Annotated in this window: 26 protein-coding genes; 15 read left to right on the forward strand and 11 right to left on the reverse strand. The window is 55.0% G+C overall.

Annotated features, from left to right (window positions below):
* Positions 1–3: 3 nt before the first annotated feature.
* The 6 genes from ACFQPC_RS11145 to ACFQPC_RS11170 all read right to left on the reverse strand — a co-directional run bounded on the left by ACFQPC_RS11145 (position 4) and on the right by ACFQPC_RS11170 (position 5,624).
* Positions 4–411, reverse strand: coding sequence for a PTS sugar transporter subunit IIA (locus ACFQPC_RS11145; protein WP_382271974.1), 408 nt, complete (start codon positions 409–411; stop codon positions 4–6).
* Between the two features lie 63 nt (positions 412–474).
* Entirely contained in the window at positions 475–1,431 is a 957-nt protein-coding gene (gshB, locus tag ACFQPC_RS11150; RefSeq protein ID WP_382271975.1) for a glutathione synthase, read from the reverse strand.
* A 143-nt stretch (positions 1,432–1,574) separates the two neighbouring features.
* Positions 1,575–2,873, reverse strand: coding sequence for a glutamate--cysteine ligase (gene gshA / locus ACFQPC_RS11155; protein WP_382271976.1), 1,299 nt, complete (start codon positions 2,871–2,873; stop codon positions 1,575–1,577).
* A 225-nt stretch (positions 2,874–3,098) separates the two neighbouring features.
* Positions 3,099–4,505: an ammonium transporter gene (locus ACFQPC_RS11160; RefSeq protein WP_382272930.1), complete on the reverse strand. Its 1,407-nt coding sequence runs from the start codon at positions 4,503–4,505 to the stop codon at positions 3,099–3,101.
* Between the two features lie 16 nt (positions 4,506–4,521).
* Complete coding sequence (gene glnK / locus ACFQPC_RS11165; protein WP_011979395.1) at positions 4,522–4,860, reverse strand: P-II family nitrogen regulator; 339 nt, start codon at positions 4,858–4,860, stop codon at positions 4,522–4,524.
* A 26-nt stretch (positions 4,861–4,886) separates the two neighbouring features.
* The gene (locus ACFQPC_RS11170) at positions 4,887–5,624 is read right to left on the reverse strand and encodes a TorF family putative porin (protein ID WP_382271977.1); all 738 of its coding nucleotides are present in this window, start codon (positions 5,622–5,624) and stop codon (positions 4,887–4,889) included.
* Between the two features lie 230 nt (positions 5,625–5,854).
* On the opposite strand from ACFQPC_RS11170, the gene ACFQPC_RS11175 reads away from it, so the two are divergent.
* The 4 genes from ACFQPC_RS11175 (at position 5,855) to ACFQPC_RS11190 (ending at position 8,666) form a co-directional block, all read left to right on the forward strand.
* Positions 5,855–6,094, forward strand: coding sequence for an accessory factor UbiK family protein (locus ACFQPC_RS11175; protein ID WP_011979393.1), 240 nt, complete (start codon positions 5,855–5,857; stop codon positions 6,092–6,094).
* Between the two features lie 122 nt (positions 6,095–6,216).
* Entirely contained in the window at positions 6,217–6,609 is a 393-nt protein-coding gene (locus tag ACFQPC_RS11180; protein ID WP_382271978.1) for an aminoacyl-tRNA synthetase, read from the forward strand.
* Between the two features lie 48 nt (positions 6,610–6,657).
* Positions 6,658–7,125 (forward strand): Rid family detoxifying hydrolase, encoded by a 468-nt coding sequence (locus ACFQPC_RS11185; RefSeq protein ID WP_382271980.1) that lies wholly within the window; start codon positions 6,658–6,660, stop codon positions 7,123–7,125.
* A gap of 17 nt (positions 7,126–7,142) precedes the next feature.
* Positions 7,143–8,666: a YifB family Mg chelatase-like AAA ATPase gene (locus tag ACFQPC_RS11190; RefSeq protein ID WP_382271981.1), complete on the forward strand. Its 1,524-nt coding sequence runs from the start codon at positions 7,143–7,145 to the stop codon at positions 8,664–8,666.
* Positions 8,667–8,912: 246 nt separating this feature from the next.
* On the opposite strand, the gene ACFQPC_RS11195 is transcribed toward ACFQPC_RS11190, so the two are convergent.
* From ACFQPC_RS11195 to ACFQPC_RS11205, 3 genes are read right to left on the reverse strand one after another with little or no spacing between them, the layout of a single operon-like run.
* Positions 8,913–9,200 (reverse strand): hypothetical protein, encoded by a 288-nt coding sequence (locus tag ACFQPC_RS11195; protein WP_382271982.1) that lies wholly within the window; start codon positions 9,198–9,200, stop codon positions 8,913–8,915.
* A 19-nt stretch (positions 9,201–9,219) separates the two neighbouring features.
* Positions 9,220–9,465: a hypothetical protein gene (locus ACFQPC_RS11200; RefSeq protein WP_382271983.1), complete on the reverse strand. Its 246-nt coding sequence runs from the start codon at positions 9,463–9,465 to the stop codon at positions 9,220–9,222.
* 30 nt (positions 9,466–9,495) lie between these two features.
* On the reverse strand, positions 9,496–10,281 hold the full coding sequence (locus ACFQPC_RS11205; protein WP_382271984.1) for a 5'-3' exonuclease: 786 nt from the start codon (positions 10,279–10,281) through the stop codon (positions 9,496–9,498).
* A 350-nt stretch (positions 10,282–10,631) separates the two neighbouring features.
* Here ACFQPC_RS11205 and ACFQPC_RS11210 point away from each other — a divergent pair, with 350 nt between their 5' ends.
* The 10 genes from ACFQPC_RS11210 (at position 10,632) to trmB (ending at position 20,341) form a co-directional block, all read left to right on the forward strand.
* Positions 10,632–12,338, forward strand: coding sequence for a methyl-accepting chemotaxis protein (locus ACFQPC_RS11210; protein ID WP_382271985.1), 1,707 nt, complete (start codon positions 10,632–10,634; stop codon positions 12,336–12,338).
* Positions 12,339–12,442: 104 nt separating this feature from the next.
* Complete coding sequence (locus ACFQPC_RS11215) at positions 12,443–12,997, forward strand: hypothetical protein (RefSeq protein ID WP_382271986.1); 555 nt, start codon at positions 12,443–12,445, stop codon at positions 12,995–12,997.
* A gap of 102 nt (positions 12,998–13,099) precedes the next feature.
* Positions 13,100–13,444: a DUF1840 domain-containing protein gene (locus ACFQPC_RS11220; RefSeq protein WP_382271988.1), complete on the forward strand. Its 345-nt coding sequence runs from the start codon at positions 13,100–13,102 to the stop codon at positions 13,442–13,444.
* A 302-nt stretch (positions 13,445–13,746) separates the two neighbouring features.
* Positions 13,747–15,063: a 16S rRNA (cytosine(967)-C(5))-methyltransferase RsmB gene (gene rsmB, locus ACFQPC_RS11225; protein WP_382271989.1), complete on the forward strand. Its 1,317-nt coding sequence runs from the start codon at positions 13,747–13,749 to the stop codon at positions 15,061–15,063.
* Positions 15,064–15,181: 118 nt separating this feature from the next.
* Entirely contained in the window at positions 15,182–15,721 is a 540-nt protein-coding gene (locus tag ACFQPC_RS11230; protein WP_382272931.1) for a DUF4390 domain-containing protein, read from the forward strand.
* Positions 15,718–18,009, forward strand: coding sequence for a sensor histidine kinase (locus ACFQPC_RS11235; protein WP_382271990.1), 2,292 nt, complete (start codon positions 15,718–15,720; stop codon positions 18,007–18,009). The genes ACFQPC_RS11230 and ACFQPC_RS11235 overlap by 4 nt, the downstream gene beginning before the upstream one ends.
* A 57-nt stretch (positions 18,010–18,066) precedes the next feature.
* The gene (locus tag ACFQPC_RS11240; protein ID WP_382271991.1) at positions 18,067–18,783 is read left to right on the forward strand and encodes a response regulator; all 717 of its coding nucleotides are present in this window, start codon (positions 18,067–18,069) and stop codon (positions 18,781–18,783) included.
* Positions 18,780–19,145: a GTPase gene (locus ACFQPC_RS11245; protein WP_382271992.1), complete on the forward strand. Its 366-nt coding sequence runs from the start codon at positions 18,780–18,782 to the stop codon at positions 19,143–19,145. The genes ACFQPC_RS11240 and ACFQPC_RS11245 overlap by 4 nt, the downstream gene beginning before the upstream one ends.
* 184 nt (positions 19,146–19,329) lie before the next feature.
* Positions 19,330–19,587 carry a BTH_I0359 family protein gene (locus ACFQPC_RS11250; RefSeq protein WP_011979379.1) on the forward strand — a complete coding sequence of 86 codons (258 nt, stop codon included), beginning with the start codon at positions 19,330–19,332 and terminating at the stop codon, positions 19,585–19,587.
* Between the two features lie 79 nt (positions 19,588–19,666).
* Complete coding sequence (gene trmB, locus ACFQPC_RS11255; protein ID WP_382271994.1) at positions 19,667–20,341, forward strand: tRNA (guanine(46)-N(7))-methyltransferase TrmB; 675 nt, start codon at positions 19,667–19,669, stop codon at positions 20,339–20,341.
* A 7-nt stretch (positions 20,342–20,348) separates the two neighbouring features.
* On the opposite strand, the gene phnN is transcribed toward trmB, so the two are convergent.
* Positions 20,349–21,731 carry a phosphonate metabolism protein/1,5-bisphosphokinase (PRPP-forming) PhnN gene (gene phnN, locus ACFQPC_RS11260; protein WP_382271995.1) on the reverse strand — a complete coding sequence of 461 codons (1,383 nt, stop codon included), beginning with the start codon at positions 21,729–21,731 and terminating at the stop codon, positions 20,349–20,351.
* A gap of 242 nt (positions 21,732–21,973) precedes the next feature.
* Here phnN and ACFQPC_RS11265 point away from each other — a divergent pair, with 242 nt between their 5' ends.
* Positions 21,974–22,741, forward strand: a complete 768-nt coding sequence (locus tag ACFQPC_RS11265) for a class II glutamine amidotransferase (RefSeq protein ID WP_011979376.1) — start codon at positions 21,974–21,976, stop codon at positions 22,739–22,741.
* Between the two features lie 32 nt (positions 22,742–22,773).
* On the opposite strand, the gene metH is transcribed toward ACFQPC_RS11265, so the two are convergent.
* Positions 22,774–26,532, reverse strand: coding sequence for a methionine synthase (metH, locus tag ACFQPC_RS11270; protein WP_382271997.1), 3,759 nt, complete (start codon positions 26,530–26,532; stop codon positions 22,774–22,776).

Genomic DNA, 26,532 nt, shown 5'->3' on the forward strand with positions numbered 1-26,532 from the left:
AAATTAATTCGGCGAAAGTCGAACACGGTTGTCTACCCTGACCGCGCCGCCCTGGCCACCCGCCAGCGCCATTTCCACTACAACATCAAGGGTGTCTTGCCGATAGGTAATTGCGCGCAACAACATCGGCAAGCTGATACCTGCAATGACGGCCACATTCTCGACATTGCACAAACCCAAAGTACAGTTGGATGGCGTACCGCCCATCACATCGGTAATGACCAATACACCGGAGCCATCGTCCAGGCCGGCAATGGCTTTCTTTGCCAGGCGCTCAACTTCGCCTGTGTCCTGGTCCGCATTCACATCGACTGCGTCCAAATGTTCCGGACGCGTGCGGAAGACATGGGTCGCAGCCGAGATAAAGGCTTGCCCCAGCGGTGCGTGCGTCAATAACAAAATACCGACCATCTATTTAATCCGAACCTTTTTCACGCCAGAATCCACCCGGCAAGGGCAAATTCTATCAATTACTCAGGAATTCCAGGTTTCAACATTTTTTTCCAGCGCATCAATAAACATTCCGGCAACATCAAAGCCGGTTTGCTGTTTGATTTCCTGGAAGCAAGTAGGGCTGGTTACATTTAATTCAGTCATGTAACTACCAATTGCGTCCAATCCTACCAGTAACAAGCCTCTTTTTAACAAAAGTGGCGCCAAAGCCTCACCGATTTCACGATCACGCGCCGATATTTCACGCGCCACGCCGATTCCGCCCACTGCCAGGTTACCGCGTATTTCAGTCCCTTGCGGAATGCGCGCCAGGCAGTAAGGCACAACTTGTCCACCTATCAACAGGATACGCTTGTCGCCGTCCGTGATTTCCGGGATGTAACGTTGCACCATGATGGTCCGGCTGCCGTTATCGGACAGGGTTTCGATGATGGAACCCAGGTTCAGCGCATCGTCCTTGACGCGGAAAATCCCGGCGCCGCCCATGCCGTCCAGTGGCTTCAGGATGATATCGCGATGTTCCGCATGGAAAGCGCGGATGCGCGCGGCATCGCTACTGACCAGCGTCGGCGCTATATATTGCGGGAATTGGGCAATCGCCAGCTTTTCATTGAAGCTGCGCACCGCTTCCGGTTTATTGAAGATGCGCGCACCTTGTTGCTGCGCCAGTTCCAGCAAATACGTCGCGTAGATGTATTCCATATTGAAAGGCGGATCGGTACGTTCCAGGATCGCGTCGAACGCAGTCAATTCCTGTGCCGTCGGTGCATCCTGCCGATACCAGTCTTCCTGTCCGCCGCCGGTCAAGGTCACGCGCGAAACATTGGCGACGACTTTGCCGCCTTCGAAAGCCATATCCTTGTGCTGGAATACATGGACGGTATGGCCACGCCGGGCCGCTTCGGCCATCATCGCGTAAGTAGAGTCCTTGTAGATCTTAAAACCCGCGAGCGGATCGGCAACAAAGGCTATTTTCATTCAACACATCCTGAAAAGCGCGCTGCCCGACTGAGCCGGGCAAGCAGGTAATTGGTGGACACTGCAAAGGACTCAATTGTGACACCAAGTCGGATTTTTCACCGAAAGTGAAATCGCCACCGGCGAGGGTGGCGATTCGGGTCTTAATATACTTCCGGATTGGGATCGGTCTTTTCCATCTCCAGCGATGCTGCCAGCAAGGCCAGGCGGGCGACCACACCGTACATATAGAAACGGTTGGGCGCCACAGTGCCCGGCTTGGCCTGGTAATCCGGCAAGGCATGCTGATGCGCAAAGGCCAGCGGCACGAAATGCGCGCCCGGCGCATTCAGGTTTTCATGATTGCCGCGCTCGGAATGGACGCGGTAGAAACCGCCGACCACATAGCGATCGATCATGTAGACCACCGGCTCGGCGACCGATTCATTGATACGCTCGAAAGTCGGCACACCTTCCTGCAAGATGACATCAGTCACTTCCAGGCCATCCTTGACGACCGACATCTTGTTCCGTTGCTTACGGTTCAGGTCTTTGACTTCACTCGCATCGTGCACGGTCATGATACCCATGCCGTAGGTACCGGCATCGGCCTTGATGATGACGAAGGGCTTTTCCTTGATGCCGTATTCCTTGTACTTCTTGCGCATCTTGGCGAGCAGGGTATCGACATTCGATGCCAGGCAATCTTCGCCGGTATTGTCATTGAAGTTGATGCCTTCGCATTTCATGAAAAAAGGATTCAGCATCCATGGATCGACATCGATCAGCTTGGCGAATTTCTTCACCACTTCATCGTAGGCGGCGAAGTGATTGGTCTTGCGACGCACCGCCCAACCGGCATGCAAAGGCGGCAGCAGGTTTTGTTCATTGACGTTTTGCAGGATGGACGGCAAACCGGACGACAGGTCGTTGTTCAGCAGGATGGTGCAGGGATCGAAGTTTTTCAGGCCGACACGGCGACCATTTTGCGAGCGCTCAAGCGGCTCCAGCGTCAGGGTCGTACCATCCGGCAATTCTATCGGCGTCGGTCCGGTCACATCCGGCGACAAGGAACCGAGACGTACATTCAAACCGGTCTGGCGGAAGATTTGCATCAGGCGCGCGACGTTTTGCAGGTAGAAGGTATTGCGCGTGTGGCCTTCCGGCACCAGCAAGAGATTCTTGGCATCCGGACAATATTTCTCAATCGCTGCCATCGCCGCCTGTACCGCCAATGGCAGCATTTCCGGTGAAAGGTTGTTAAAACCACCAGGAAACAGATTGGTATCGACCGGTGCCAGCTTGAAACCGGCATTGCGCAAATCGACGGAACAATAAAAAGGAGGGGTATGTTCTTGCCATTCCAGCCTGAACCAGCGCTCGATGGCGGGGGTGGCGGTCAGGATTTTCTTTTCAAGGTCAAGCAGCGGACCGTTCAAAGCCGTGACGAGATGCGGAACCATATAAACCTTTTGTGCTGAAACTATCGTTAATTGAAGCTGATTCTAACGGGAAATGCCGCTTGCGTCGTCCGCATTGCGAGCAGATTTGCTCAATTTGGCACACGTAGATTAGGGCTGAAAGGCGTTTTTAAAGTCCCAAACAAGCCCGTAAATGAAAAAAGCGCCCCCCGAGGAGGCGCTTTTTTGGAGCCCCGCTTACGCGGGGCCATCACGTAAGAACTGTTATCAGGAGTGATAAGCCGTTTCACCGTGGCTGGTAATGTCCAGGCCTTCGCGTTCTGCTTCATCCGAAACACGCAGACCGATGACCAGGTCAACCAGTTTGTAGATGATGAAGGCAACCACAGCCGTCCACACTACGGTGATCAACACAGCTTTGAACTGCACCATCACTTGGTGAGCGATCGAGAAGTCCGCTGCGCCGGTACCACCAAACGATGGAGCCGCCAACACACCGGTCAGGATCGCACCGACGATACCGCCGACACCGTGCACACCGAATACGTCGAATGCATCATCCGCACCCAGCAGGCGTTTCAGACCACTGACACCCCATACGCAGACTGCACCAACGATCAGGCCGAGGACGATGGAACCCATAGGACCGACGAAACCGGCAGCCGGCGTGATACCAACCAGGCCAGCAACCGCACCCGAAGCAGCACCCAACATCGAAGCCTTGCCTTTGAGCATGGATTCAGTAGTAATCCAGGCCAGGGTTGCAGCGCCGGTTGCAAGGATGGTGTTGATGAATGCCAGGCCGGCGATCGGGTTTGCACCCAAAGCGGAACCGGCATTGAAACCAAACCAGCCCACCCACAGCAGCGATGCACCAACCATCGTCAATGTCAGCGAATGCGGAGGCATAGCTTCCTTGCCGAAACCGATACGTTTGCCAACCATGTAAGCACCCACCAGGCCAGCTACACCGGCATTGATGTGAACCACGGTACCGCCCGCAAAGTCGAGTGCACCGTCAGCGAACAACAGGCCGGTAGGAGCCCACACCATGTGAGCGACCGGGATGTAGCTGAAGGTGAACCACAGGATGCTGAAAGCCAGCACTGCAGCGAACTTCATGCGTTCCGCGAAAGCACCTACGATCAGTGCGCAAGTGATGGCAGCAAAGGTCGATTGGAAGGCAACGAATACATACTCAGGAATCGAGCCCGACAAGGTGTCTGGTTTGATGCCATTGAGGAAGAGCTTGCCAAAGGTTCCGACGAAGGAGCCACCATCCGCAAATACCAGGCTGTAGCCGTACAGGCACCACAACACGGTAATCGTCGAGAAGATCACGAAGACCTGCATCAGTACCGACAACATATTCTTCGAACGGCCCAGGCCGCCGTAGAACAATGCGAGGCCAGGGATGGTCATCAGGATAACCAGCATGGTCGATGTCAGCATCCAGGCGGTATCACCTGTATTCAATACAACCTCAGGTGCTGCCGGAGCCGCTGGCGCGGCAGCAGGTGCCGTTGTTTGTGTTTCGGTGACGACCACTACCGCTTCAGCCGCTGGCGCAGCTGCCGGAGCTGCTGCATCTTCCGCCGCCATCGCCGGCGCCGAGAATCCGACTGCCAGCAACAGAGCACCTGTGGCAAGGGCACTTGTGAACATTTTCTTCATACTCATCTCATTCCCCTTAAAGTGCTTCTTTACCGGTTTCACCGGTGCGGATGCGGACGACTTGTTGCAGGTCATAGACAAAAATCTTGCCGTCGCCGATTTTGCCGGTTCTTGCCGCAGTCTCGATTGCTTCGATCACGCGATCAACGATCGCATCATCCACAGCAGCTTCGATTTTTGTCTTAGGCAGGAAATCAACGACATACTCAGCACCGCGATACAACTCGGTGTGACCTTTTTGGCGACCGAAACCTTTAACTTCGGTAACGGTGATACCTTGCACGCCAATCGCAGACAAGGCTTCCCGCACTTCATCCAGCTTGAAGGGCTTGATAATGGCAGTAATCAGTTTCATGGGAACCTCTTACGTTATTTTTAAAATTAGAATGCTTTGGAGATCGACAATACACCGGTAGTGCCGGCAGTTTTCTTCGATTTCCCGCTTGGGCTGGTCACTACGCCGTCACCACTTACGTCAGTACCGACGATAGCCAGGCCAATCGTTGCGAAACCAAAGTCACGAGCCAGCGAGACTTTATAGTCGGTGTAATCCAGGTCACTGTAATGACGCACTTTTTGATGACCAACGTGGAAACCCAACGTGGTTTTCTCTGCGACTTCAAACGCTGCGTTCAACTCGAGGTAACCCGAGCCTTTTGAATCTGGCGTACCGAAGAAATCCGAAACTGTGCTGCTGTATTTGGCGGTAAACCATTTGTAGCCGATCGAACCGTACAATTCAGTCGTGTTGTAACGTTTGCCGCCAACGATCTGCGCGCCTGGGTAGTAGTAGTACAAAACACCGACATCAGCGGTTACGTCAGGTGTAATATTGAATTTGTAACCACCGTACAGATCCATCTCGATGGAGCCGTCGGTAAATTGGTTGCCACTTACGTTCGAGTTCCAGTTGCCGACGTAAAAGCCGCTCGAGTGTGCGTAATCGAAACCGCCTTGTACGGCTGGTTGTTTAAAGGTTTGTGAAACACCACGGAAACGATAGTCGCTGACTACAGAAAGGTTGCCCGTGAACGAATGTTCTGGAATGACGTCCTCAGCGTGCGCCATACTACCGGCGAATGCACCCATTACAGCAACCGCGATAATCAGTTTTTTCATGATCTTCCCTTTAAAGTTGAATGTAGAAACCAAACGTTGGTTATCTTCGATACCTATTTAGCAGGACTCATGCCAGCCTTCTTTGGGCTGCTTGTACTATCATTTTTATCGTTTACGGTTGCTGACTGATATATTCCCTCCCGGAAAATACAGAAATATGCACTTTTATAGCACGCGCAAAAGCAAATCGCACTGTTATGGTGCTAAATAATTTTTACTCAGAGGATCACATGGAAAAGCCTAACTTCTTTAATGAAATGCAAGACAAGATCAATCAGGTACTGGAGAACTCACCAGCCAAGGATATTGAAAAAAACGTGAAGGCCATGATGAGCCAGGGCTTCTCCAAGCTGGATCTCGTGACCCGCGAAGAATTCGATGTGCAGGCACAAGTGCTGGCCAATACCCGCGCCAAACTCGAAGCACTGGAAGCACAGGTTGCGGCCCTGGAAGCGCAACTGAAAAAGTAAGACACTATTAATAACCGTCGCATACGATACAGGCAGGTCCGGCATCCTGCCCTTATCGTTTGCGGCAGGCAGTATCGATTCAAAGTCGGCATCGGCATCCCATTCTTATAAAGGAGCAAGCCATGCGTATGAGCGATGAAGAGTACTTCCGTAGCTGCGTCTCCAAGGAACGCCATCTGGCCCAATTAATGGGTTGCCATAATGTTGAAGAGTTTTATGAAAATGCCGGCTCACTATGGAACAACGGCAGACAAATCCCAAAATGGACGCGCGACTGGCAAGCCTGCGGTCCCCTGATTGCAACTTATGAGTTAGCAATCACTTACCAGCAATCCCCCTCCGATCCTCACGGCAAAGCCATCCACATCGGCAACACCGTAGTCCACATCTCAGACCACCCAAGTAAAGACCAAGCCTTGATGTTTGCCATCGTCAAGGCGACCATCGCACATCTGGAGCATCTCAAACACTGCAAGCACCAACAGGAGTTACAAACTCAACTATCAAAAGCATGAGTACCACCGCTGACTTTTACAAGTAGATAACCCTTCAGGAGATACAAGATGACCGCTTCCTCATCCCGCTTCGCCTTGGTATTGATGTTGGCAGTGACAGCGCTTTTGAGCGGCTGCGCCGCACCGGCACAACCCGGAAAGCAAATCCTCTCAAGCAGCAAAATGTATCCGGCGGTCGGCCCGTATTCGCAGATGGTGGCACATGGCGACACTATCTATTTGTCCGGTGTACTGCCATTGAATGCGGCTGGTAACGCGATTCAGGGCAGCACTATCGAGGAACAGACAAAGGCCGTGCTTGATCACATCGGTGAGAAACTGAGATCGCAAGGTCTGACGCATGACGATGTCCTGATGAGTACTGTCTATATGAAAGACCTGAATGACTTTGCCGCAATGAATCGCGTCTATGGCGAATACTTCAAAACCAATCCGCCGGCCCGCGCCACGGTACAGGTAGCGCGCATTCCAAGGGATGCCCTGATTGAGATTGCTGTCATCGTGGGCAAGCGCTAAAGAAGCACAGGGGAGCTATGAGCCTGGCAGTTTTGACGAGTCGTGGCTTAAGCGGCATGCAGGCACCGGAAGTCACGGTAGAAGTGCATCTGGCGAATGGTCTCCCTTCCTTCACTATCGTTGGCCTGCCGGAAACCGAGGTCAAGGAATCCAAAGACCGCGTTCGCGCCGCCTTGCAAAATGCCGGCTTCGAATTCCCGGCGCGCCGCATCACCGTCAACCTCGCACCGGCAGATCTGCCGAAAGAGTCCGGGCGTTTTGATTTACCGATAGCACTTGGCATCCTGGCAGCCTCACAACAAATGCCGGCGGATACACTGGACCAGTATGAGTTTGCCGGAGAGTTATCGTTGTCAGGTGAACTACGCCCGATACGCGGCGCGCTGGCAATGACTTTTGCGATGCACCGTCGTGGTGACAAAGGTGGCCAACAACGTGCATTTATCCTGCCACGCATGAATGCCGACGAAGCGGCACTGGTTGGCGAAGTACGTATCCTGCCTGCTGATTCCTTATTGCAAGTCTGTGCCCATTTTGCCGCCCATGATCCGGGGGCACGCCTGGATCGGCACATTGCCGCTCCCGCCAGCGCACGTCCCGATTATCCGGACATGGCCGAGGTGAAAGGACAGGCGCAAGCCAAACGGGCATTGGAAGTCGCGGCGGCGGGAGGACATAGTTTGCTGATGGTCGGGCCGCCGGGAACAGGTAAGTCCATGCTCGCTGCGCGCTTCGCCGGAATCCTGCCACCGATGACAGATGAAGAAGCGCTCGAATCCGCCGCAGTGCAATCGCTGACCAGCGGTTTTAGCAGCGCTCGCTGGAAGCTCAGGCCATTTCGCGCACCGCATCACACCGCGTCCGGCGTCGCCCTGGTCGGCGGCGGCGGAACTCCACGTCCCGGTGAAATTTCACTGGCGCACCGCGGCGTACTCTTCCTCGATGAACTGCCGGAATTCAATCGCTCCGTGCTGGAAGTCTTGCGCGAACCGCTGGAGTCCGGCCGCATCACGATTTCACGTGCCGCACGCCAGGCCGATTTCCCCGCGCAGTTCCAACTGATTGCGGCAATGAATCCTTGCCCCTGCGGTTACCTTGGCCATGCGTCCAATAAATGTCGCTGCACGCCCGATCTCATCACCCGTTATCAAGGCAGGATTTCCGGCCCCTTGCTGGATCGCATCGACATGCAAATCCAGGTTGGTGCACTGGCACATGAAGACTTGCTGAAGCAATCTGACGGCGAAGCATCTGCCGATATCGCACAGCGGGTTGCGGCCGCGGCAGTGAAACAAACCGCACGCCAGGACAAGAGCAATAACTTGCTGTCCGGCAGCGAGATCGAACTGCACTGCACGCCGGATGACAGCGGTGAACAATTGCTGCGCACCGCGATGACGCGCCTCAACTGGTCGGCACGTGCCTATCATCGCGTACTGAAAGTCGCACGCACCATAGCCGATCTCGCCGATGCGCCGGCCATCAGCAAACAACATGTCGCGGAAGCGATCCAATACCGCAGGGCACTACGTGAACAATAACGTTCACAATCAACCCTGACATGTCACTGGCATAGTAATTGCTAACTCAACGAGCGATGTCTTCCAATGAAAGTCTTCGACGAAATTGGAATGAGTGAGAATTGCCTGCGTGTTCGCACACGCCGTGAGAATGTGCAAGCTGCCGGGTATGTACCGGCCTTGAAACAAGTTTTGCGTGATGACGTTGCCGGTCGATATTCTTCCCTTTTATCGACCGGCAATCGAGCGCTTTCGATTTGTGCGCTATTAACGGGCGTCGACAATCTCCGGCTCACCGTTCGGATAAGGATGCAGGCAATACACTTTGCCGGTCTTGCCCTGCATATGCGCCTGCGGCCACTTGCCGCGTATCTTGTACAGGATGTCACCGGCAAACAGCACCGGACCTTCAATTACTTTCGGATTTTTCAAGCCACTTTTTTGCAAACAAGCTTGCTTCGTCGAGCTGTATAAGGCATCCCATGCCGCAGGTGAAGAAGCTGCCGCCGGCAGGCTGAAAGCGGCAACGATACCGAACAATAAAATGTGACGCATAGCTGGCCCTTACACTTATTTAGTCGACTGGAACGATCCTTGTTTCATACAGCCTGGCCAAAGGCTTCTTCGCCTTGGCCCATGCCACTGCCTGTTGCGCTTCGGCCAGGCTCATGATCGTAGCCTTGTCTTTGCTGCGGATGAAAGAGACGCCTTCAAATACGCCTTCCTTGCTCTTCATCAGCTTCGCATATACCGGCAAGTCTTTTTCCTGCGGGCCGAGTTTGCGTTGTTCGATGAAGTAGCGTTGTTCTGTATCAGTCATAAAAATTCTTTAAATTAAGTGCTCGGGTAACTAGCCCACTTTGCTTGCATCAAACGCCAGCATATTCCAGGTCACGCCCATACGTACATCATCTTTCAGTGCGACCAATTGTCGCGACATATAAAGCTGGTCTTTATCCCTGCGCAGCTTTTCACCGAGCGTGTCCTTGAGGATGCCGGCACCGGCCATGATGCGATCTATATTGCCGTAGCTTTGCAATAATTTGGCTGCGGTCTTCACGCCCACTTTGGAAACACCCGGGATGCCGTCCGATACATCGCCCATCAAAGCCAGCAAATCAGTCAGCATTTCCGGCGGGACGCCAAATTTGGTTTCCACCCATTTGCTGTCGTGCCATTCACCCTTGAAGTGATCCCAGACCACCGCGCCATGCTCGATCAGGGTATGCAAATCCTTATCGGTGGAAGCGATGATCGCTTCGCCGCGTCCTTCACCCAACCAACGCAGTACGCCGGTCGCAATCACGTCATCCGCCTCAACTTCGGGCACGGACACCACGTGCAAACCCAGCTCCGCCAGTTGCAGGTAAAAATCAGGCAAACGCTCCTTCAAACCATCCGGCATCGGCGCCCGGTTTTCGCGATAGCGTGGGTACAGATCATGGCGCCAGGTATGGCCGCCAAAATCGAAAGCCGGCAAGACGTGTGTCGGCAAATGCGTAGTCAACAGTTTGCGGAAGGAAGCGAGGGAATGGCGCAAGGCGGCGTCCGCTTTGGCAGCCGAGTCTTCTTCCATATTCGCTTCATAAACCCGCCGCACAATATTAAGGCCGTCAATCGCGAGCAGTTTTCCCATGAGTCGAAGCCTTATGCAAAACGAGCACCTGAAATTCCGGCGCGGGTAAAAATTGGCATTCTACAAGCCTTTATCCGGCATACCCGGGCTATGGATTGTAAATAACATAAGAAAACTCCGACATATATGTTGCATATATGGTGAAATTTTACAAAACTTAATGTTTCCACATGGAAATATTACTTATTTCCGTCGATAATACCCATCGATTTACTGCAAAGCCACGCCATCTTCCGGCATCGGCTAACTTCTTGTACATCCCGTCGCAAGACAGTCGCAAGCAATCCACCAGCTTCAACGTACGCCACGCAGCTTTACCCTTCACCCTGCCGTACCTTTGGAACACACATATGAAAATTACGAATCTAAAAATCAGTACGCGCCTCAGCTTCGGCTTCGCCTTACTGCTTACCCTGATGGTCATGATGACCGTCGTTGGCATCCTGCGCCTGCAGGAAGTCGGCACCTCGGCTGACGTCATGACACAAACCATGCTGCCGAAAGAACGCCTGGCACAGGAATGGCTGTCAGCTGTAGACGTCAACGGTGCACGGACGCTGGCTTCGGCCAAAACGACCAGCGCCGAAGACCAGGCGTTCTTCCAGAAGCAAATGGATAAAACCAGTGTCCGCGCCACCGAGTTGCAGAAGGAAATCGAAAGCATGATCAAGACGCCGGAAGACAAGCGCTTGTTCGAAGAATTGGTAGTGGCACGAAATGCATATCGCGACATCCGCCAGGCTGTTTTCAAGCTCAAGGCAGACGGCAAGATGGCCGAAGCACAGTTGTTGATCAACGAAAAAATGCTGCCGGCAATGAATGCCTATAGCAAATCGATCGACGCTGTATTGCAAAATGAAAAGAAGATGATCGATGAAGCCGGCGCGAGCATACAAACCGCCTTCCTGTCCGGCCGTAGCTTGCTGATTGGCTTGCTGGCTGCGGCGGTAGCACTCGGCGTTTTCTTCGCATGGCGGCTGGCGATCAGTATCACACGCCCATTGAATCGGGCAGTCACGGTGGCTCGTACCGTGGCTTCCGGTGATCTGTCGGCGAAGATTGAAGTCAGTTCCAACGATGAAACCGGCCAGTTGATGCAGGCATTGAAAGATATGACGCAAAGCCTGAACAAAACGGTTTCCGAAGTACGCAGTGGCACCGAAACTATCGCCACCGCATCGCGCCAGATCGCATCCGGCAACCTTGACCTATCGTCGCGCACGGAAGAACAAGCCAGTTCACTCGGCGAAACTGCGGCATCGATGGGGCAACTGACTTCGACTGTGCGCCAGAACGCAGATAATGCACGCCAGGCCAACAGCCTGGCAAGGTCGGCATCCGACGTTGCCGTGAAAGGCGGCTCGGTCGTCTCCGAAGTTGTGGACACGATGGAATCGATCAATGAATCGGCCCGCAAGATTGTCGACATCATCAGTGTCATCGATGGCATCGCCTTCCAGACCAACATCCTCGCATTGAACGCCGCAGTCGAAGCAGCACGTGCGGGTGAACAAGGCCGCGGCTTTGCCGTAGTCGCTACCGAGGTACGCAACCTCGCGCAACGTTCGGCCGCGGCCGCCAAGGAAATCAAAATACTGATCGGTGATTCGGTCGGTAAAGTCGAGGCCGGTAGCAAACTGGTCAATGAGGCCGGTAGCACAATGAATGAAATCGTCGATAGCGTGAAACGCGTGACCGACATCATGGCGGAGATCATGGCGGCCAGCCAGGAACAGAGCTCGGGTATCGATCAGGTCAATCAGGCCATCGGACAAATGGATCAGGTCACGCAACAGAATGCCGCGCTGGTCGAAGAAGCAGCCGCAGCAGCTGAATCATTGCAAGACCAGGCCGGCAACCTGGCGCGCGTGGTCAGCCAATTCAAACTCGATGGCAATCACCTTGCCTACGCCAGCACGCTGGATGACATCCCACTGGTACGCAACACTAAGCCGGCTATCCGTACGCAAGCCGCCAAGCCCTTGCTGTCCAATCCGGTGCACGCACCGAAGCGTGAAAAGGCAACGGCCGGAGCCGATGACTGGGAAGAGTTTTAATCGCTCCTTCGAGCATGTTCAAGGCCAGCCTCGCGCTGGCCTTTTTTATTGTCGCCTTCTGCGGTGTACCATAGCCATCCAATTGCCTTCATCCGCCAACGTTCATGAAACCTGTCCTTCGCTCCCTTTGCAATATCGCATTGCTCGGCACCGCTTTTGTATTGACGGCCTGCTCACCCAAATTTGACTGGCGTGAAATCCGCAGTAACGATGCGCCGTATGCGGTAGCCATGCCCAGCAAGCCCAACACAGTGACACGTCAGATTGATTTGAATGGCACCCAGGTTGCCATGACGATGACGGTATCCACCGTTGACGGCGTGACATTCGCGGTAGGCAGCGCAGAGCTGCCGGATGCCACGCAAGCACAAGTTTCATTGAACTCTATGAAAACTGCGCTGGTCAAAAATATCGTCGGCACCGTCAAGGAAGAAAAAGTGCTGACGATGCCGCACGGCACGGCAGGCGGCCAGTTGGCCGTGACGGAAATACAGGCGCTCGGCGCTGCCGGTGCCAATGGCGACGACCAGGTACGGGTGCTATTTGCCAGATTCGTGGCAAAAGATAAACGGGTATATCAACTGGTCGTTACAGGTGCAGAAAAAGTCGTCAAACGTGAATTGGTGGATACTTTCTTTTCATCCTTTAAATTGAACTAAAAACCACCGTTAACCATCGCCACACAGCAAACATAACTTCGCTACAACACTTACAAAAATCGTGCTAAGGTTTAAGCGTCGTTCACTTCAAGGAGGCTGCTCATGTTAATTACGTTCAAATCCAAAGCCGCAGCCGAGGTACTGATGTATGAAGAGCATGCAAAACGCATACTCGACCTTCTGCATAAAGACCATAAGCGTGGTGTCATTACCGCAGCAGAAACAGCAAATGCCATCAAATTGCTGGAGCAGGAAATCACCGAAAGCAAAGCCCATTTCGCCTCTGAAGCAGTACAACGCGATGTCGTCGCACATCATGGCGAAAACGGCGACGACAATGAACACGAACAACCGGAACCGGTACGTTTCTCCTCGCGCGCCTATCCTTTGCTGGAAATGCTGCGTGCCGCCCGCGCAGAAAACCAGGATGTGATGTGGGGCGTGTAATACTGACAGGGCTTGAATAAAGCCTTCCTTCCAGGCAAAACCAGTCTCCAACGGCAAACGCGGAGCAGTTTGCATCCGGCAACTGACTCCGCGTTTTCTATCCAGCCGACCGCAATAGCCCCCTCTGGCCCTGATATTCCTGCTTTTTTTCGATTTATCTGGGCCGCAAACGCGTTTCGTGCGCACACCCCGCTACAATCACGTCATTGAAAAATTCAGGAACCGGTATTTATCGGTTCTAGCTGGACCATGTAGCGCAGATAAATCATGCGCGTACGCATCAGCTTTAACGAAAATCTAACGTGACCACCATCAATTTAAAGCCCGATTCCCTCGCCTTCAGTTTGCATGGCGCAGCACAAGCGGTGGCTGCCGTCGGACGCGGCGTTGCCTTGCCGCAGGCACTCGCGCAAATCTTTGCGCAAACCCATGCGACACCACAGGCGCGCGGCGCGATCCAGGACCTGTCCTATCACTGCATGCGTCATATCGGCCGCGCCGAAGCCTTGCTGAATGCGATGACCACCAAGCAAACCGAACCGGCAATCCTGCATGGTTTGCTGTGTTGCGCATTGGCCCTCATTTCAGATCCGAATGAGCCGGAGTCGGAAGCACGCTATAGCGCCTTCACCGTGGTTGACCAGGCCGTGACCGCGGCGGCAGCCGATCCCGATATGGCGCATGCCAAAGGCATGGTCAATGCTGTCTTGCGCCGCTTCCTGCGTGAACGCGACGCGCTATTGAAGAGTGCCGGTGGCACACAATTCGCGCGCTGGAATTATCCGGACTGGTGGATAGACCGCATGCGCTCGGCGTATCCGCAAAACTGGCAAGCCATACTCGAAGCAGGCAATGCCGCGCCGCCGCTCACCTTGCGCGTCAATCGTCGCAAGACTACGGTCGAAGCTTACCTGGCCATGCTGGCCGAACAATCGGTCGCAGCCAGTCGCATCGGTCCGGATGCCGTCAAACTGGCGCAGCCGACACCGGTCAGCCAGATTCCCGGCTTCAATGACGGCCTGGTCTCGGTGCAGGATGCAGCGGCGCAATTGGCCGCGTCATTGCTGGATCTGCGTGACGGCATGCGGGTGCTTGATGCCTGCGCCGCACCGGGTGGCAAAAGCGGGCATATTCTGGAAAGTGCCGATGTCGAACTGATCGCGCTGGATAATGAAGTCCGTCGCATGCCGCGTATCGCGGAAAATCTGGAGCGCCTGCAACTGCAGGCAAGCTTGTTGACCGGCGATGCCAGCGGCACCGACTGGTGGGACGGCAAACCGTTTGATCGCATCCTGGCCGATGTGCCATGTACCGCTTCCGGCATCGTGCGCCGCCATCCGGACATCCGCTGGTTGCGCCGTAAGGGTGATACAACACAACTTGCGGCAATTTCTGCCACAATCCTCGACAATCTTTGGCAGATGCTGCAAGCGGATGGTAAATTGCTGTTTGTCACTTGTTCGCTATGGCCGCAAGAGTCGGAAGCACAGGCCGCCGCATTTGCCGTACGTCATAATGCGACCCGCCTGCCTGCGCCCGGCCAGCTATTGCCGACAGCGAATGCAGAAAACGATCACGATGGTTTGTTTTATGCGTTGTTTCAAAAGACCATGTCCTGATCCTGTACTCTGATTTTGTTTTAGCTCAAGCAACTTAACTTATCGGGCAGTTTGTTCTGCCTTCCCAAGACGCGTGAAACGAAAACTTTTCTTTCCCCTCTACTGGCTGTGCGCCATCATGTTGCTGGCGTTCTCGCTGCAACATAGCAGCGCACATGCGGCGGAAAGCATAGAAATCGTCGAAGCCCACCTCGAAGACAGCACCGAAGGCTATCGCCTCGCAGCAACTTACTCCTTTGATTTGAGCCGCGGCCTGGAAGATGCATTGACACGCGGCATCCCGCTTTACTTCACCACCGAAATCGAAATCAACAAACCGCGCTGGTACTGGTTCGACGCCAAAGAAGTCAGCGAAAGCCAGACCATACGCATTTCCTATAACGTCCTGACCCGCCAATACCACGCCGCCATCACCGGCCGGCTGCAACAAAGCTTTGCCACGCTGGACGATGCCTTATCCATGGTGCGCCGCCCGAATCGCTGGGTGATTGCCGACCGCAATACTTTGAAGGTCGGCCAGACCTACGAAGTCGCGGTGCGCATGCAACTGGACGTGGCCCAATTACCCAAGCCCTTCCAGGTCCATGCGATGAACAGTAGCGACTGGCGCCTGTCATCGAACTGGAAACGCTTTACTTATACGGCGGAACGTCAGTGACCCGACTCCTTCGGTATCTGCTGGTGGTCGGCGGGGCGGTAGTCAGTATCTTGTTGTTCCTGCTCGCGTCTGCCTCTGAAAATTCCAACCTGTTTGAACAAAACTATCCGTGGCTGCTGATCCTCAACGCAGTCGTGGCCGGCGCCTTGCTGCTACTGGTGATCCTGTTGCTGGTACGTTTATACAAGCGCTACAAACGCGGCAAATTCGGCTCCCGCTTGATGGCGCGGCTGGTACTGCTGTTTGCCGTCATCGGCATCCTGCCGGGCGCCGTGATTTATACGGTATCGGTGCAATTCGTTTCACGCTCTATCGAATCCTGGTTCGACGTGCGGGTTGAGTCGGCGCTGGAATCCGGCCTCAACCTCGGCCGCGCCGCCCTCGATTCTTCGCTGAATGATTTGCAAACCAAGGCGCGCAATATGGCGCTGGAACTGTCCGACCTGTCGGATGCCATGCAAATCACGCAGCTGTCGCGCATGCGCGACCAGAACCTGCAGCAGGAAGCCGTGATTGTGACCAGCAACGGGCAAATGATCGCCAGCTCCGGCTCGCAATTAAGTTCGCTCTTGCCCGACCTGCCGACTGCGGCGATGTTGCGCCAGGCGCGCGTGGCCCGCTCCTACGCGACGATAGAAGGCAATAACGAATTCCAGGATGACAGCGGCAAATCCGCGACCAATACCACGCCGGTCGCCAATACCGCCAACAGCATGTACCTGCGTGTCGTGGTTGAAATCCCTACTTCAAGTAAGGCCTTGTTGCTGCAAACCGATAGCCGTTACCTGCAGCTACGGCAGCCGGTCCCCGAACAATTGGCGACCAATGCGGAAGCCTTGCGTGTTGCGTATAGCGAATACCAGGAGCGTTACCTGGCCCGCACCGGCCTGCGCAAAATTTATATCGTCACCCTGACGCTGACCCTGCTACTGGCAATCTTTGGCGCCATCGCCGGCGCCTTCCTGATCGCCAGCGATTTGGCAAAACCGCTGCTGCTGCTGGCGGAAGGGACCAAGGCGGTGGCGGAAGGTAACCTGTCGCCAAGGCCTATCGTCGCTACCTCGGATGAGCTGGGCACGCTGACGCAGTCATTTAATACGATGACGCGGCAGCTGTTCGATGCGCGGGCGTCGGTGGAAAAGAACCGTTTCGAACTGGAAAACGCCAAAGGCTATCTGGAATCGGTGCTGGCGAATATGTCAGCCGGCGTGATGGTCCTCGATCGCAACTTCAAATTAGTCACATGCAACGAATCCGTTGAGCGCATACTGCAGCACGACTTTGCCCAGCACATAGGCAAACCATTGAAAGACATTGAAGGTCTCAGCACCTTTGCCCAAGTGATCACGCAATCCTTTTCCGAACAGAGTGCGCAATCCGCCGCCGGCCGCGCCGGCAAGGAAAGCCTGCATTGGCAGCACCAGATCGATGTCCCGCGCCGCATGGGCGGGCCGGAAACCGAGAACGATATCTCACTACTGGCACGCGGTTCGCGCCTGCCGGGAGCGCGGGAAGGTAGTTATGTCGTCGTGTTCGATGATATTTCCGATGTGATTTCGGCGCAGCGCTCGATCGCCTGGGGTGAAGTGGCACGACGCCTGGCGCATGAAATCAAGAACCCGCTGACGCCGATCCAGTTATCCGCGGAACGCCTGCACATGAAGCTGGAAGGCAAGTTGAGCGACGCCGATGCGCAAGTGCTGGAACGCAGCACCGCGACCATCGTCAACCAGGTCACGGCGATGAAACGCATGGTGGACGATTTCCGTGATTACGCGAAAACACCACCGGCAGTATTGTCTTCACTGGATTTGAATGCACTGATAGAAGAAATCCTGCATCTCTACCTGAGCGGCGATGACAGGGATATCATCCATGCCAGCCTGGCGCAGGACTTGCCACTGATTATGGGTGACCCGACGCAGCTGCGCCAGGTCATCCACAACCTGCTGCAAAATGCGCAGGATGCGGTGGCCGACCGCGGCGAGCAGGCAGCACCGGCGCGCATTGATATCATTACAGAAGAGATTCATTACCGCAGTTCAGACGGTGCCGTCAGCAATGCAGTGCAGTTGACCATCACCGACAATGGGCCGGGCTTCACGCCGAAGATCCTGGCGCATGCATTTGAACCGTACATCACGTCGAAACCGCGCGGCACCGGCCTCGGTTTGGCGATGGTGAAGAAAATCATCGAAGAGCATGGCGGGCGCATAGATATTCAGAACCGCAGTGATACGAACGGTGCGAAAGTGGCGATTTTGCTGTTAAAGTTATCCTCCGAATGAAAGCTGAAATAAAACACAGCACATTGGGAGGGCAATCAAGATGAGGGAGGGAAACAGATGGCAAATATTCTAGTTGTTGACGACGAAATGGGCATACGCGAATTGCTCTCCGAAATCCTCGGGGATGAGGGGCATGTCGTGGCAACCGCAGAGAATGCACAACAGGCGCGCGAACTGCGTGCCGCCGCCAAACCCGATCTGGTCCTGCTGGATATCTGGATGCCCGATACCGACGGCGTCACCCTGCTCAAGGAATGGCAACGCGATGGCATGCTGACCATGCCCGTCATCATGATGTCCGGCCATGCAACAATAGACACCGCCGTCGAAGCAACCCGCATCGGTGCCCTCAACTTCCTCGAAAAACCGATTTCGCTGCAGAAATTATTAAAAGCGGTGCAACAGGGCCTGACCCGCGGCCAGGAAGTCACGCGCATTGCCAGCATGCCGGTGCGGGCGCCTATCGCCACCACGGACAGCCATCACCTGCCGCAAGACAAAGTGCTGCCAACCAGCTCCAGCCAAATGTATCCGCCTATCGCCAGCACGCCGCTGATGTCGGCCGATACCCAATTCTTTACCGCTTCCTTCGAGCTGCCTTTGCGCGAAGCACGCGATGCCTTTGAACGTGCCTACTTCGAACACCATCTGGGCCAGGAAGGCGGCAGCATGACGCGTGTGGCGGAAAAGACCGGTCTCGAGCGTACCCACCTGTACCGCAAACTCAAGCAACTCGGCGTCGAACCCGGGAAAATCGCAAAAAAAGGGGTATGACACTCACCTCGCTGGTGCTGGGCGGACGCGCCGCCTCCCGTGAAGCCGCGATACACAGTCGTATTGATGCCAGTCAAGATACCGCCATCATCCTCGAAGGTTTGCCCGACGGGCGCAGCGACCTCGACGCACTGCCAGCTTCACCCCTCCTGAAAATCGTCCGCATCGCCCCCGGCTGCATGCATTGCACCGGCAACCTGGTCATGCGCGTCACCCTCAATCGCATCTTGCGCGACAAACCGGCACGGCTCTACATCAGCGTCGCCAACACCGAACACCTGGACCAGCTGCGACTATTCCTGACACAAGCACCTTATGACGCCTGGCTCACACTGGATGCTGACCTGGTGTGTGAAGCGTAAGCGGTCCTCCCCGCGGCATTTGTAGAAGATAGTTAATCTTTCCCGCAGGAACTTTATTTCTTTTGTTACGTGCCGTTACCAACTTATGGGCGGAATCCCTGTCCAACACTTGAAATTGCTCCGAACAACGCCATTTCCCTATCAACGCGATGATTTCTTCATTGCAATAGCGACAGGAGATTATATGAACGTGATCTACAACAGCGAGCAGTACAGCGTCGTAGAATTCGGTGCTGATGACGGGCAGGACGCCCTGCGTTTTGGTGGCTATGAAATCATGGATAAGCCAGCCAAACGTGAAATATTCATCGCCGGTGCCTCGGCCGAGTCTTTCCGCAAAAATGTGCGGGACCTGATCGCAACCGAACCCAGCGTCGAAGAAATTGATGACTTCCTGGCAAATTACGATGCTTTCATGAGCCAGGCCCTGACGATACATTAAGCCGCTGTTTTGATGCCTGCATAGTTCTTTGCGGACTATGCAGGCATAATTTCGTCTTCTTCCATAGCGTTTCATCGCGATGCACGCGAATTCCCATTTCATCGTCAGCCGACAAACCGATGCCCACGCACAATTGCATGCGCAAGTTGAGCGGCACGCTAAGCACCAGTTCCAAAAACCGATCACGGCCTACAACCGCAGCGCCTTCGAGCACAGCATCGCGCGCTGGCAAGCCGTCGGCGGCAAACCACTGATCCTGGACGCCGGCTGTGGCGTCGGCCTCTCCACCTTCAACCTGGCCACGCAATTCCCGAATCATTTCATCATCGGCGTCGATCAGTCAGCTGATCGCATCGCACGCAATACACAGTGGCCAGGTGCGATTCCAGACAATTGCCTGCGTGTACGCGCCGATCTGGTCGATTACTGGCGCCTGCTGCTGGACAGCGGCATACGCCCGGCCCGGCATTACATCCTGTATCCGAATCCATGGCCGAAGATAGGGCACCTGACGCGGCGCTGGCACGGCCATGCGATCTTCCCGACCATCGTTGCCCTGGGCGGTACGCTCGAATGCCGCAGCAATTGGGAAATTTATATAGAGGAATTTGCGGCCGCCCTGCGATTGCTGACGCAACAGCAGGTGGCCAGTGAACCGTACACGCCGGAACATTGCATCACGCCGTTCGAGCAAAAATACCTGGCGTCCGGCCATGGCTTATGGCGCTGCCGGATAGAATTCGCCCACACCTGATTGCCGGTTATTTCCGCTCGCGCAGGATGTTGAGCAGCTTCTGTCCACCTACTTCCAGTGCACCGCTGTTATCCAGTCGTATCACCTGCGCCTGTTCGGATGGGGCAAATTCCTTCGCACGCTTGAGGCGCTTCAATAAGGCCGGACCTTGCTCGCGCTGGCGTGCTTCCAGGCGTTCACGCAACAGGTCTTCATTCGCCTCTATCCAGATCACTATCGCATCCGGAAAAGCCTGCAAGAGTTGCGGCACGTAGGCGCGCGAACCATTCACAACCACATCGCGCCCGGCTTTCAGGTCCGCTTCTATCCCGCGCCGTACGCCGTAGCACAGGTCATTCGCCTGCCATACCATCGCGAACTGGCCACCCGCCGCGAGCCGCCAAAAGCTCGCGGTATCGACGGCTTCATGCGCTTCATTGGCTTGAGTCGCGCGGGTAATCGTCCTTTGCGCAAACACCAGTTTCTCGTCACCTGCGCTATGTTCACGCACCCAATTCAACAAGCTATCCTTGCCAACACCCGATGGGCCGACACAGAAAAATATGCGCCCACTGTGCGGCATCGTTGCACGTTCACTTAGACCGGAAAACGGAATCCTTTGCCATTCGACGAAAGGCGCACCCGGATATTCTTCGCGTGCTATGGTCAGCGCATCTATGGTCAGCGGTGCCGCAGCAATGGCGGCTGCGAAGTGTTGCTCGGCCGCCTTGCGCACCGTAAAGATCACGTCGGCATCAGCATGCATCAACGCATCCGTCAGCGTCATATGGAAGCGGTAAAACTCTTCGGTGTATGGATAACCCCAGCGTTGCAGCAATGCGCTCTGGCGCGCGTTCAGGCCGGCACGACGGCGCTTGGCCAGTTCCGGCTCGGTCAGCGGCGCCCGCAAAAGGTCGAAGTAAGTCACGCACCGCATCGCCAGCCCGCCTATCTCATCCAGCGGACCATTCACCTGCAAGGCGAGGAAATCCATCAGAGGACGCACGCGCACTTCATCCAGCACGATTGCTTTCTGCGCGGAACAGAACGCACGCGCCATCTGCAGCAAATGTTCTTCGTTAAAACCTTCGAATAAACGAAAGGGCGCCTTCAGCGTCGCATGGAAACCATAGCGACGTGCATCTGCAGTCAGGCTGGACAGCAGTAAGCGGGGAATGCCGGGGACATTGACTTGCGGTACCGGCTCGGGACTCGCAGGATGACGGCCCAGCCAGCTGCTGCCGGCCTGCGCCCATGGCGAGTCGTCAACAGGCGTAAAGTAAAGGGCATAACGTGTCATGCTTTCAGATGATACTCGCGCGACCGGCAAAGGGTTTGCCTGATCGTCGGCAGGACGTGTGCCCTGCACGAAACCGGTACTGCCATGCATCAGCATATCCCGAGTGCGCATACGTCACCTGAATGTGGGTTGGTTGCAGCCATGCTAATCGCCGATTATGACAACACTTTGACATCGGACCACCATTCAGCCGCATTTCGCCTCGGAGTGAAATAAATACGACAACGCGCTTGGCCAAGACGGCAGTCACATGTCCGTCATAATATCGGCTGTTGCCGGCAGGCAGCCCTGCAGTCGTGATACTGTGTGGATTAATCCTGATTAAGCAATTATTAAGAGCGTAACGAAAATTCATGTGCCAGCTTCTTGGAATGAACTGCAATGTCCCGACTGACATTGTGTTCAGCTTTACCGGCTTTGCCACCCGTGGCGGCCGTACCGATGTCCACAATGACGGGTGGGGCATCGCATTTTTTGAAGGTGCAGGTGTGCGCCACTTCGTCGACCACCAGGCGGCGATCGAGTCGCCGGTAGCCGACCTGATCCGACGCTTCCCGATCAAATCAAAGAATGTCATTGCGCATATCCGCAAGGCGACCCAGGGTCGGGTCGCGCTGGAAAACTGCCATCCGTTCGTACGCGAACTATGGGGCCGCTATTTTGTATTCGCCCACAATGGCGACCTGAAGGATTTCAATCCTGAATTGAACGGCCCTTACCAGCCGGTCGGCACCACCGATAGCGAAGCTGCGTTTTGCTACATCCTGCAGGAATTACGCCGCCGCTTTGATGATGCCTTGCCGATGCTGCCGCAATTGACGGCTGCCATCGCTGACCTGACTAAAGAAATCTCGCAGCACGGCACCTTCAATATGATGCTGTCGGATGGCTCTGCGCTATTCGCGCATTGCTCGACCAATCTGCACTACATCGTGCGCCAGCATCCATTCGCCGAGGCAACCCTGTGCGACGAAGATGTGAAAGTGAATTTTTCGGAAGTGACGACGCCGAATGACCGCGTCGCCATTATCGTGACGGAACCGCTGACCACGAATGAAACATGGACCGCGTTCAATAGCGGGGAACTGAAGGTATTTATCGATGGGGCACCGCTGGACTGAACGGATCTGACCGTCCAGCCCGGCGGTTTGCATCAGGACAGGTTAGGTGCGAGCCAGCGTTCTACATCTTCCTTGCTAGCACCGCGTCGCTCGGCCATATCGACGACTTGGTCGTCGCCTATCTTGCCGACCACAAAGTATTTCGCTTCCGGATGCGCGAAGTAAAAACCCGACACCGCAGCACCGGGGAACATCGCATAGGAATCGGTCAGCATCATGCCGATCTCTTCCGCCTGCAAGGTCTGGAACATTTCCTTCTTGACCGTATGTTCCGGGCAAGCCGGATAACCGGGAGCAGGGCGGATACCGCTGTACTCTTCCTTGATCAGCGCTTCATTCGTCAGCTTCTCGTCGGCCGCATAACCCCACAAGTCTTTACGCACGCGTTCATGCAAATGCTCGGCAAAAGCTTCCGCCAGGCGATCCGCCAGCGACTTCAGCATGATCGACGAATAGTCATCGTACGCATCTTCAAAGCGCTTTTCATACTTTTCGATACCGAGGCCGGCAGTGACAGCGAACAAGCCTATGTAATCAGCCACGCCGGATGACTTCGGTGCAATGAAATCGGCCAGGCATTGATTAGGGCGCGCAACGCCATCGATCACCGGTTTCACGGTTTGCTGGCGCACGCCATAGTAGGTGAATGCGACTTTGCTGCGCGTCTCGTCGGTATAGATTTCGATATCGTCGTCATTCACTGTATTCGCCGGCAGCAAGGCGATCACGCCATTGGCTTGCAGCCAGCGACCTTCAATTACTTTCTTCAGCAAGGCCTGGCCTTCGGCAAATACCTTGGTCGCCGCTTCACCGACTACTTCATCCTTGAGGATCGCAGGATACGGGCCGGCCAGATCCCAGGTCTGGAAGAACGGACCCCAGTCTATGTACTGTGCAATCGTCGCCAGGTCGACATTCTTGAACAGGCGACGGCCTATGAATTTCGGTTTGACCGGTGCGTACTTGCCGGTGAATTCCAGCTTCATCTTGTTTGCACGCGCTTCAGCCAGTGTCAGCATAGGCACGGCTTTTTTGTTTGCATGCTGTTCGCGTATGCGTTCGTAATCGGCCGCTATTTCCGCGATGTAGGCATCACGCTGTTCCGGCGTCAGCAGCGATTGCGCAACTGACACCGAACGTGATGCATCCGGCACATACACGACCGGGCCATCATAGTTGTGTGCAATCTTGACCGCGGTATGCGCGCGGCTGGTGGTTGCACCACCGATCAGCAAAGGCGTTTTCAAACCACGGAAGTATTCGTCCCGTTGCATTTCCTTCGCGACGTAAGCCATTTCTTCCAACGAAGGTGTGATCAGGCCCGAGAGGCCAATGATGTCTGCATTCTCTTCCTTGGCCTTGGCCAGGATTTCCGAACACGGCACCATCACGCCCATGTTGACGACTTCGAAGTTATTACATTGCAGCACCACCGACACAATGTTTTTGCCGATATCGTGCACGTCACCTTTCACGGTGGCGATGACGATCTTGCCCTTCGGCTTGCTGACGATGCCGGTTTGCTCTTGCAGCAAACGCTTTTCTTCTTCGATGAATGGAATCAGGTGGGCCACCGCCTGTTTCATCACACGCGCGGATTTCACCACCTGCGGCAAGAACATCTTGCCCTGGCCGAACAGGTCACCGACGATGTTCATGCCGTCCATCAACGGACCTTCGATCACATGGATAGGACGACCGCCATTGCCCAGTAATTCCTGCCGCGCTTCTTCGGTATCTTCGACGATCCACTGCGTAATACCCTGCACCAGTGCATGCGCGAGGCGCTGCTGCACGGTACCGCTACGCCATTCGAGCGTCGCTTCTTCTTTCTTGTCACCAGCTTTCAGTGTCGATGCGATTTCGATCATGCGCTCGGTCGCATCTTCGCGGCGGTTCAGCACGACGTCTTCCACGCGTTCACGCAATTCTGCCGGCAGATTATCGTAGACGCCAACCATACCGGCGTTGACGATACCCATCGTCATGCCGGCCTTGATCGCGTGATACAGGAATACCGTGTGGATCGCTTCACGCGCCGGATCGTTGCCGCGGAAGCTGAAGCTGACGTTGGATACACCGCCGCTGATTTTTGCGTGCGGCAGGTTTTCCTTGATCCAGCGTACCGAGTTGATGAAATCAACTGCGTAGTTATTGTGTTCTTCGATACCGGTCGCAATCGCGAAAATATTCGGATCGAAAATGATGTCTTCCGGCGGGAAGGCGACTTCATTCACCAGCAACCAATAAGCGCGTTCGCAAATTTCAATTTTGCGTTCGAAGGTATCAGCCTGGCCTTTTTCATCGAAGGCCATGACGATCACGGCAGCGCCGTAACGACGGCACAGCTTGGCTTCATGCAGGAATTTCTCTTCGCCTTCCTTCATCGAAATCGAGTTGACGATGGCCTTGCCCTGCACGCATTTCAAGCCGGCTTCAATCACCGACCATTTCGATGAATCGATCATGATAGGGACGCGTGCGATGTCCGGCTCGGAGGCAACCAGGTTCAGGAAGCGCGACATCGCCGCCTGCGAATCCAGCATTGCTTCATCCATATTGATATCGATGATTTGCGCGCCGTTCTCTACCTGCTGCCGTGCCACCGCCAATGCTTCATCGTATTGCTCGTTGATGATGAGGCGTGCGAATGCTTTCGAGCCAGTGACGTTGGTACGTTCACCGACGTTGACGAACAAGGACTGGTCATCAATGATGAAAGGTTCGAGGCCGGACAACTTCAGGGTCGGCTCTACCGTCGGTATCACGCGTGGCGCGATCGTCTTCACAGTTTCGGCGATCGCCTTGATGTGGTCGGGCGTGGTACCGCAGCAACCACCGGCAATATTGACGAAGCCGCTCTCGGCAAAATCCTTCAGCAGCGAAGAAGTGACGTCCGGCGTTTCATCAAAGCCGGTATCGCTCATAGGGTTGGGCAAACCCGCATTCGGATAGATACAGACATAGGTGTCGGCAATCTTCGACAACTCTTCCGCATACGGACGCATCAGTGCCGCACCCAGCGCACAGTTCAGGCCCACGGTCAGTGGGCGCGCATGGCGGATCGAATGCCAGAAGGCAGGTACGGTTTGCCCGGACAGGATACGGCCCGAGGCATCGGTCACGGTACCCGAAATCATGATCGGGAAACGCTTGCCGGATTCTTCAAAGAATTGATCGATCGCGAACAGGGCCGCCTTGCAGTTCAGCGTATCGAAAATGGTTTCGACCAACAGTACATCGGCACCGCCTTCCACCAGGCCACGCGTCTGGTCCAGGTAGGCAGTGACCAATTGATCAAAAGTGACGTTACGTGCCGCCGGATCATTCACATCCGGCGAAATCGAAGCGGTCTTCGGTGTAGGGCCAAGGGCGCCGGCAACAAAGCGTGGCTTGTCCGGCGTTGAATACTTGTCGCATGCAGCGCGCGCCAGGCGTGCCGACGCCACGTTCATTTCATAGGCCAGGTGGCCCATGTGGTAATCGTCCTGCGCCACGGTGGTGGCACCGAAAGTATTACTTTCGATCAGGTCGGCACCGGCGGCCAGGTATTGTTCATGGATCTGGCTGATGACGTCGGGACGTGTCAGCGACAGCAATTCATTATTGCCCTTGACGAAAATTTCCTTGCCCGGCACCGCGAAGTCGGCGAAGCGCGTACCGCGATAATCCTCTTCCGTCAGCTTGTATTGCTGAATCATGGTTCCCATTGCGCCATCCAGGATCAGGATGCGGCGCGCCATCAGGTCGCGCAAGAGAACTTCGGTAGGGCAGAGTGCGTCGCGTTTCAT

Source organism: Herminiimonas glaciei, assembly GCF_042664955.1.
Classification (GTDB): Bacteria; Pseudomonadota; Gammaproteobacteria; order Burkholderiales; family Burkholderiaceae_D; genus Oxalicibacterium; species Oxalicibacterium glaciei.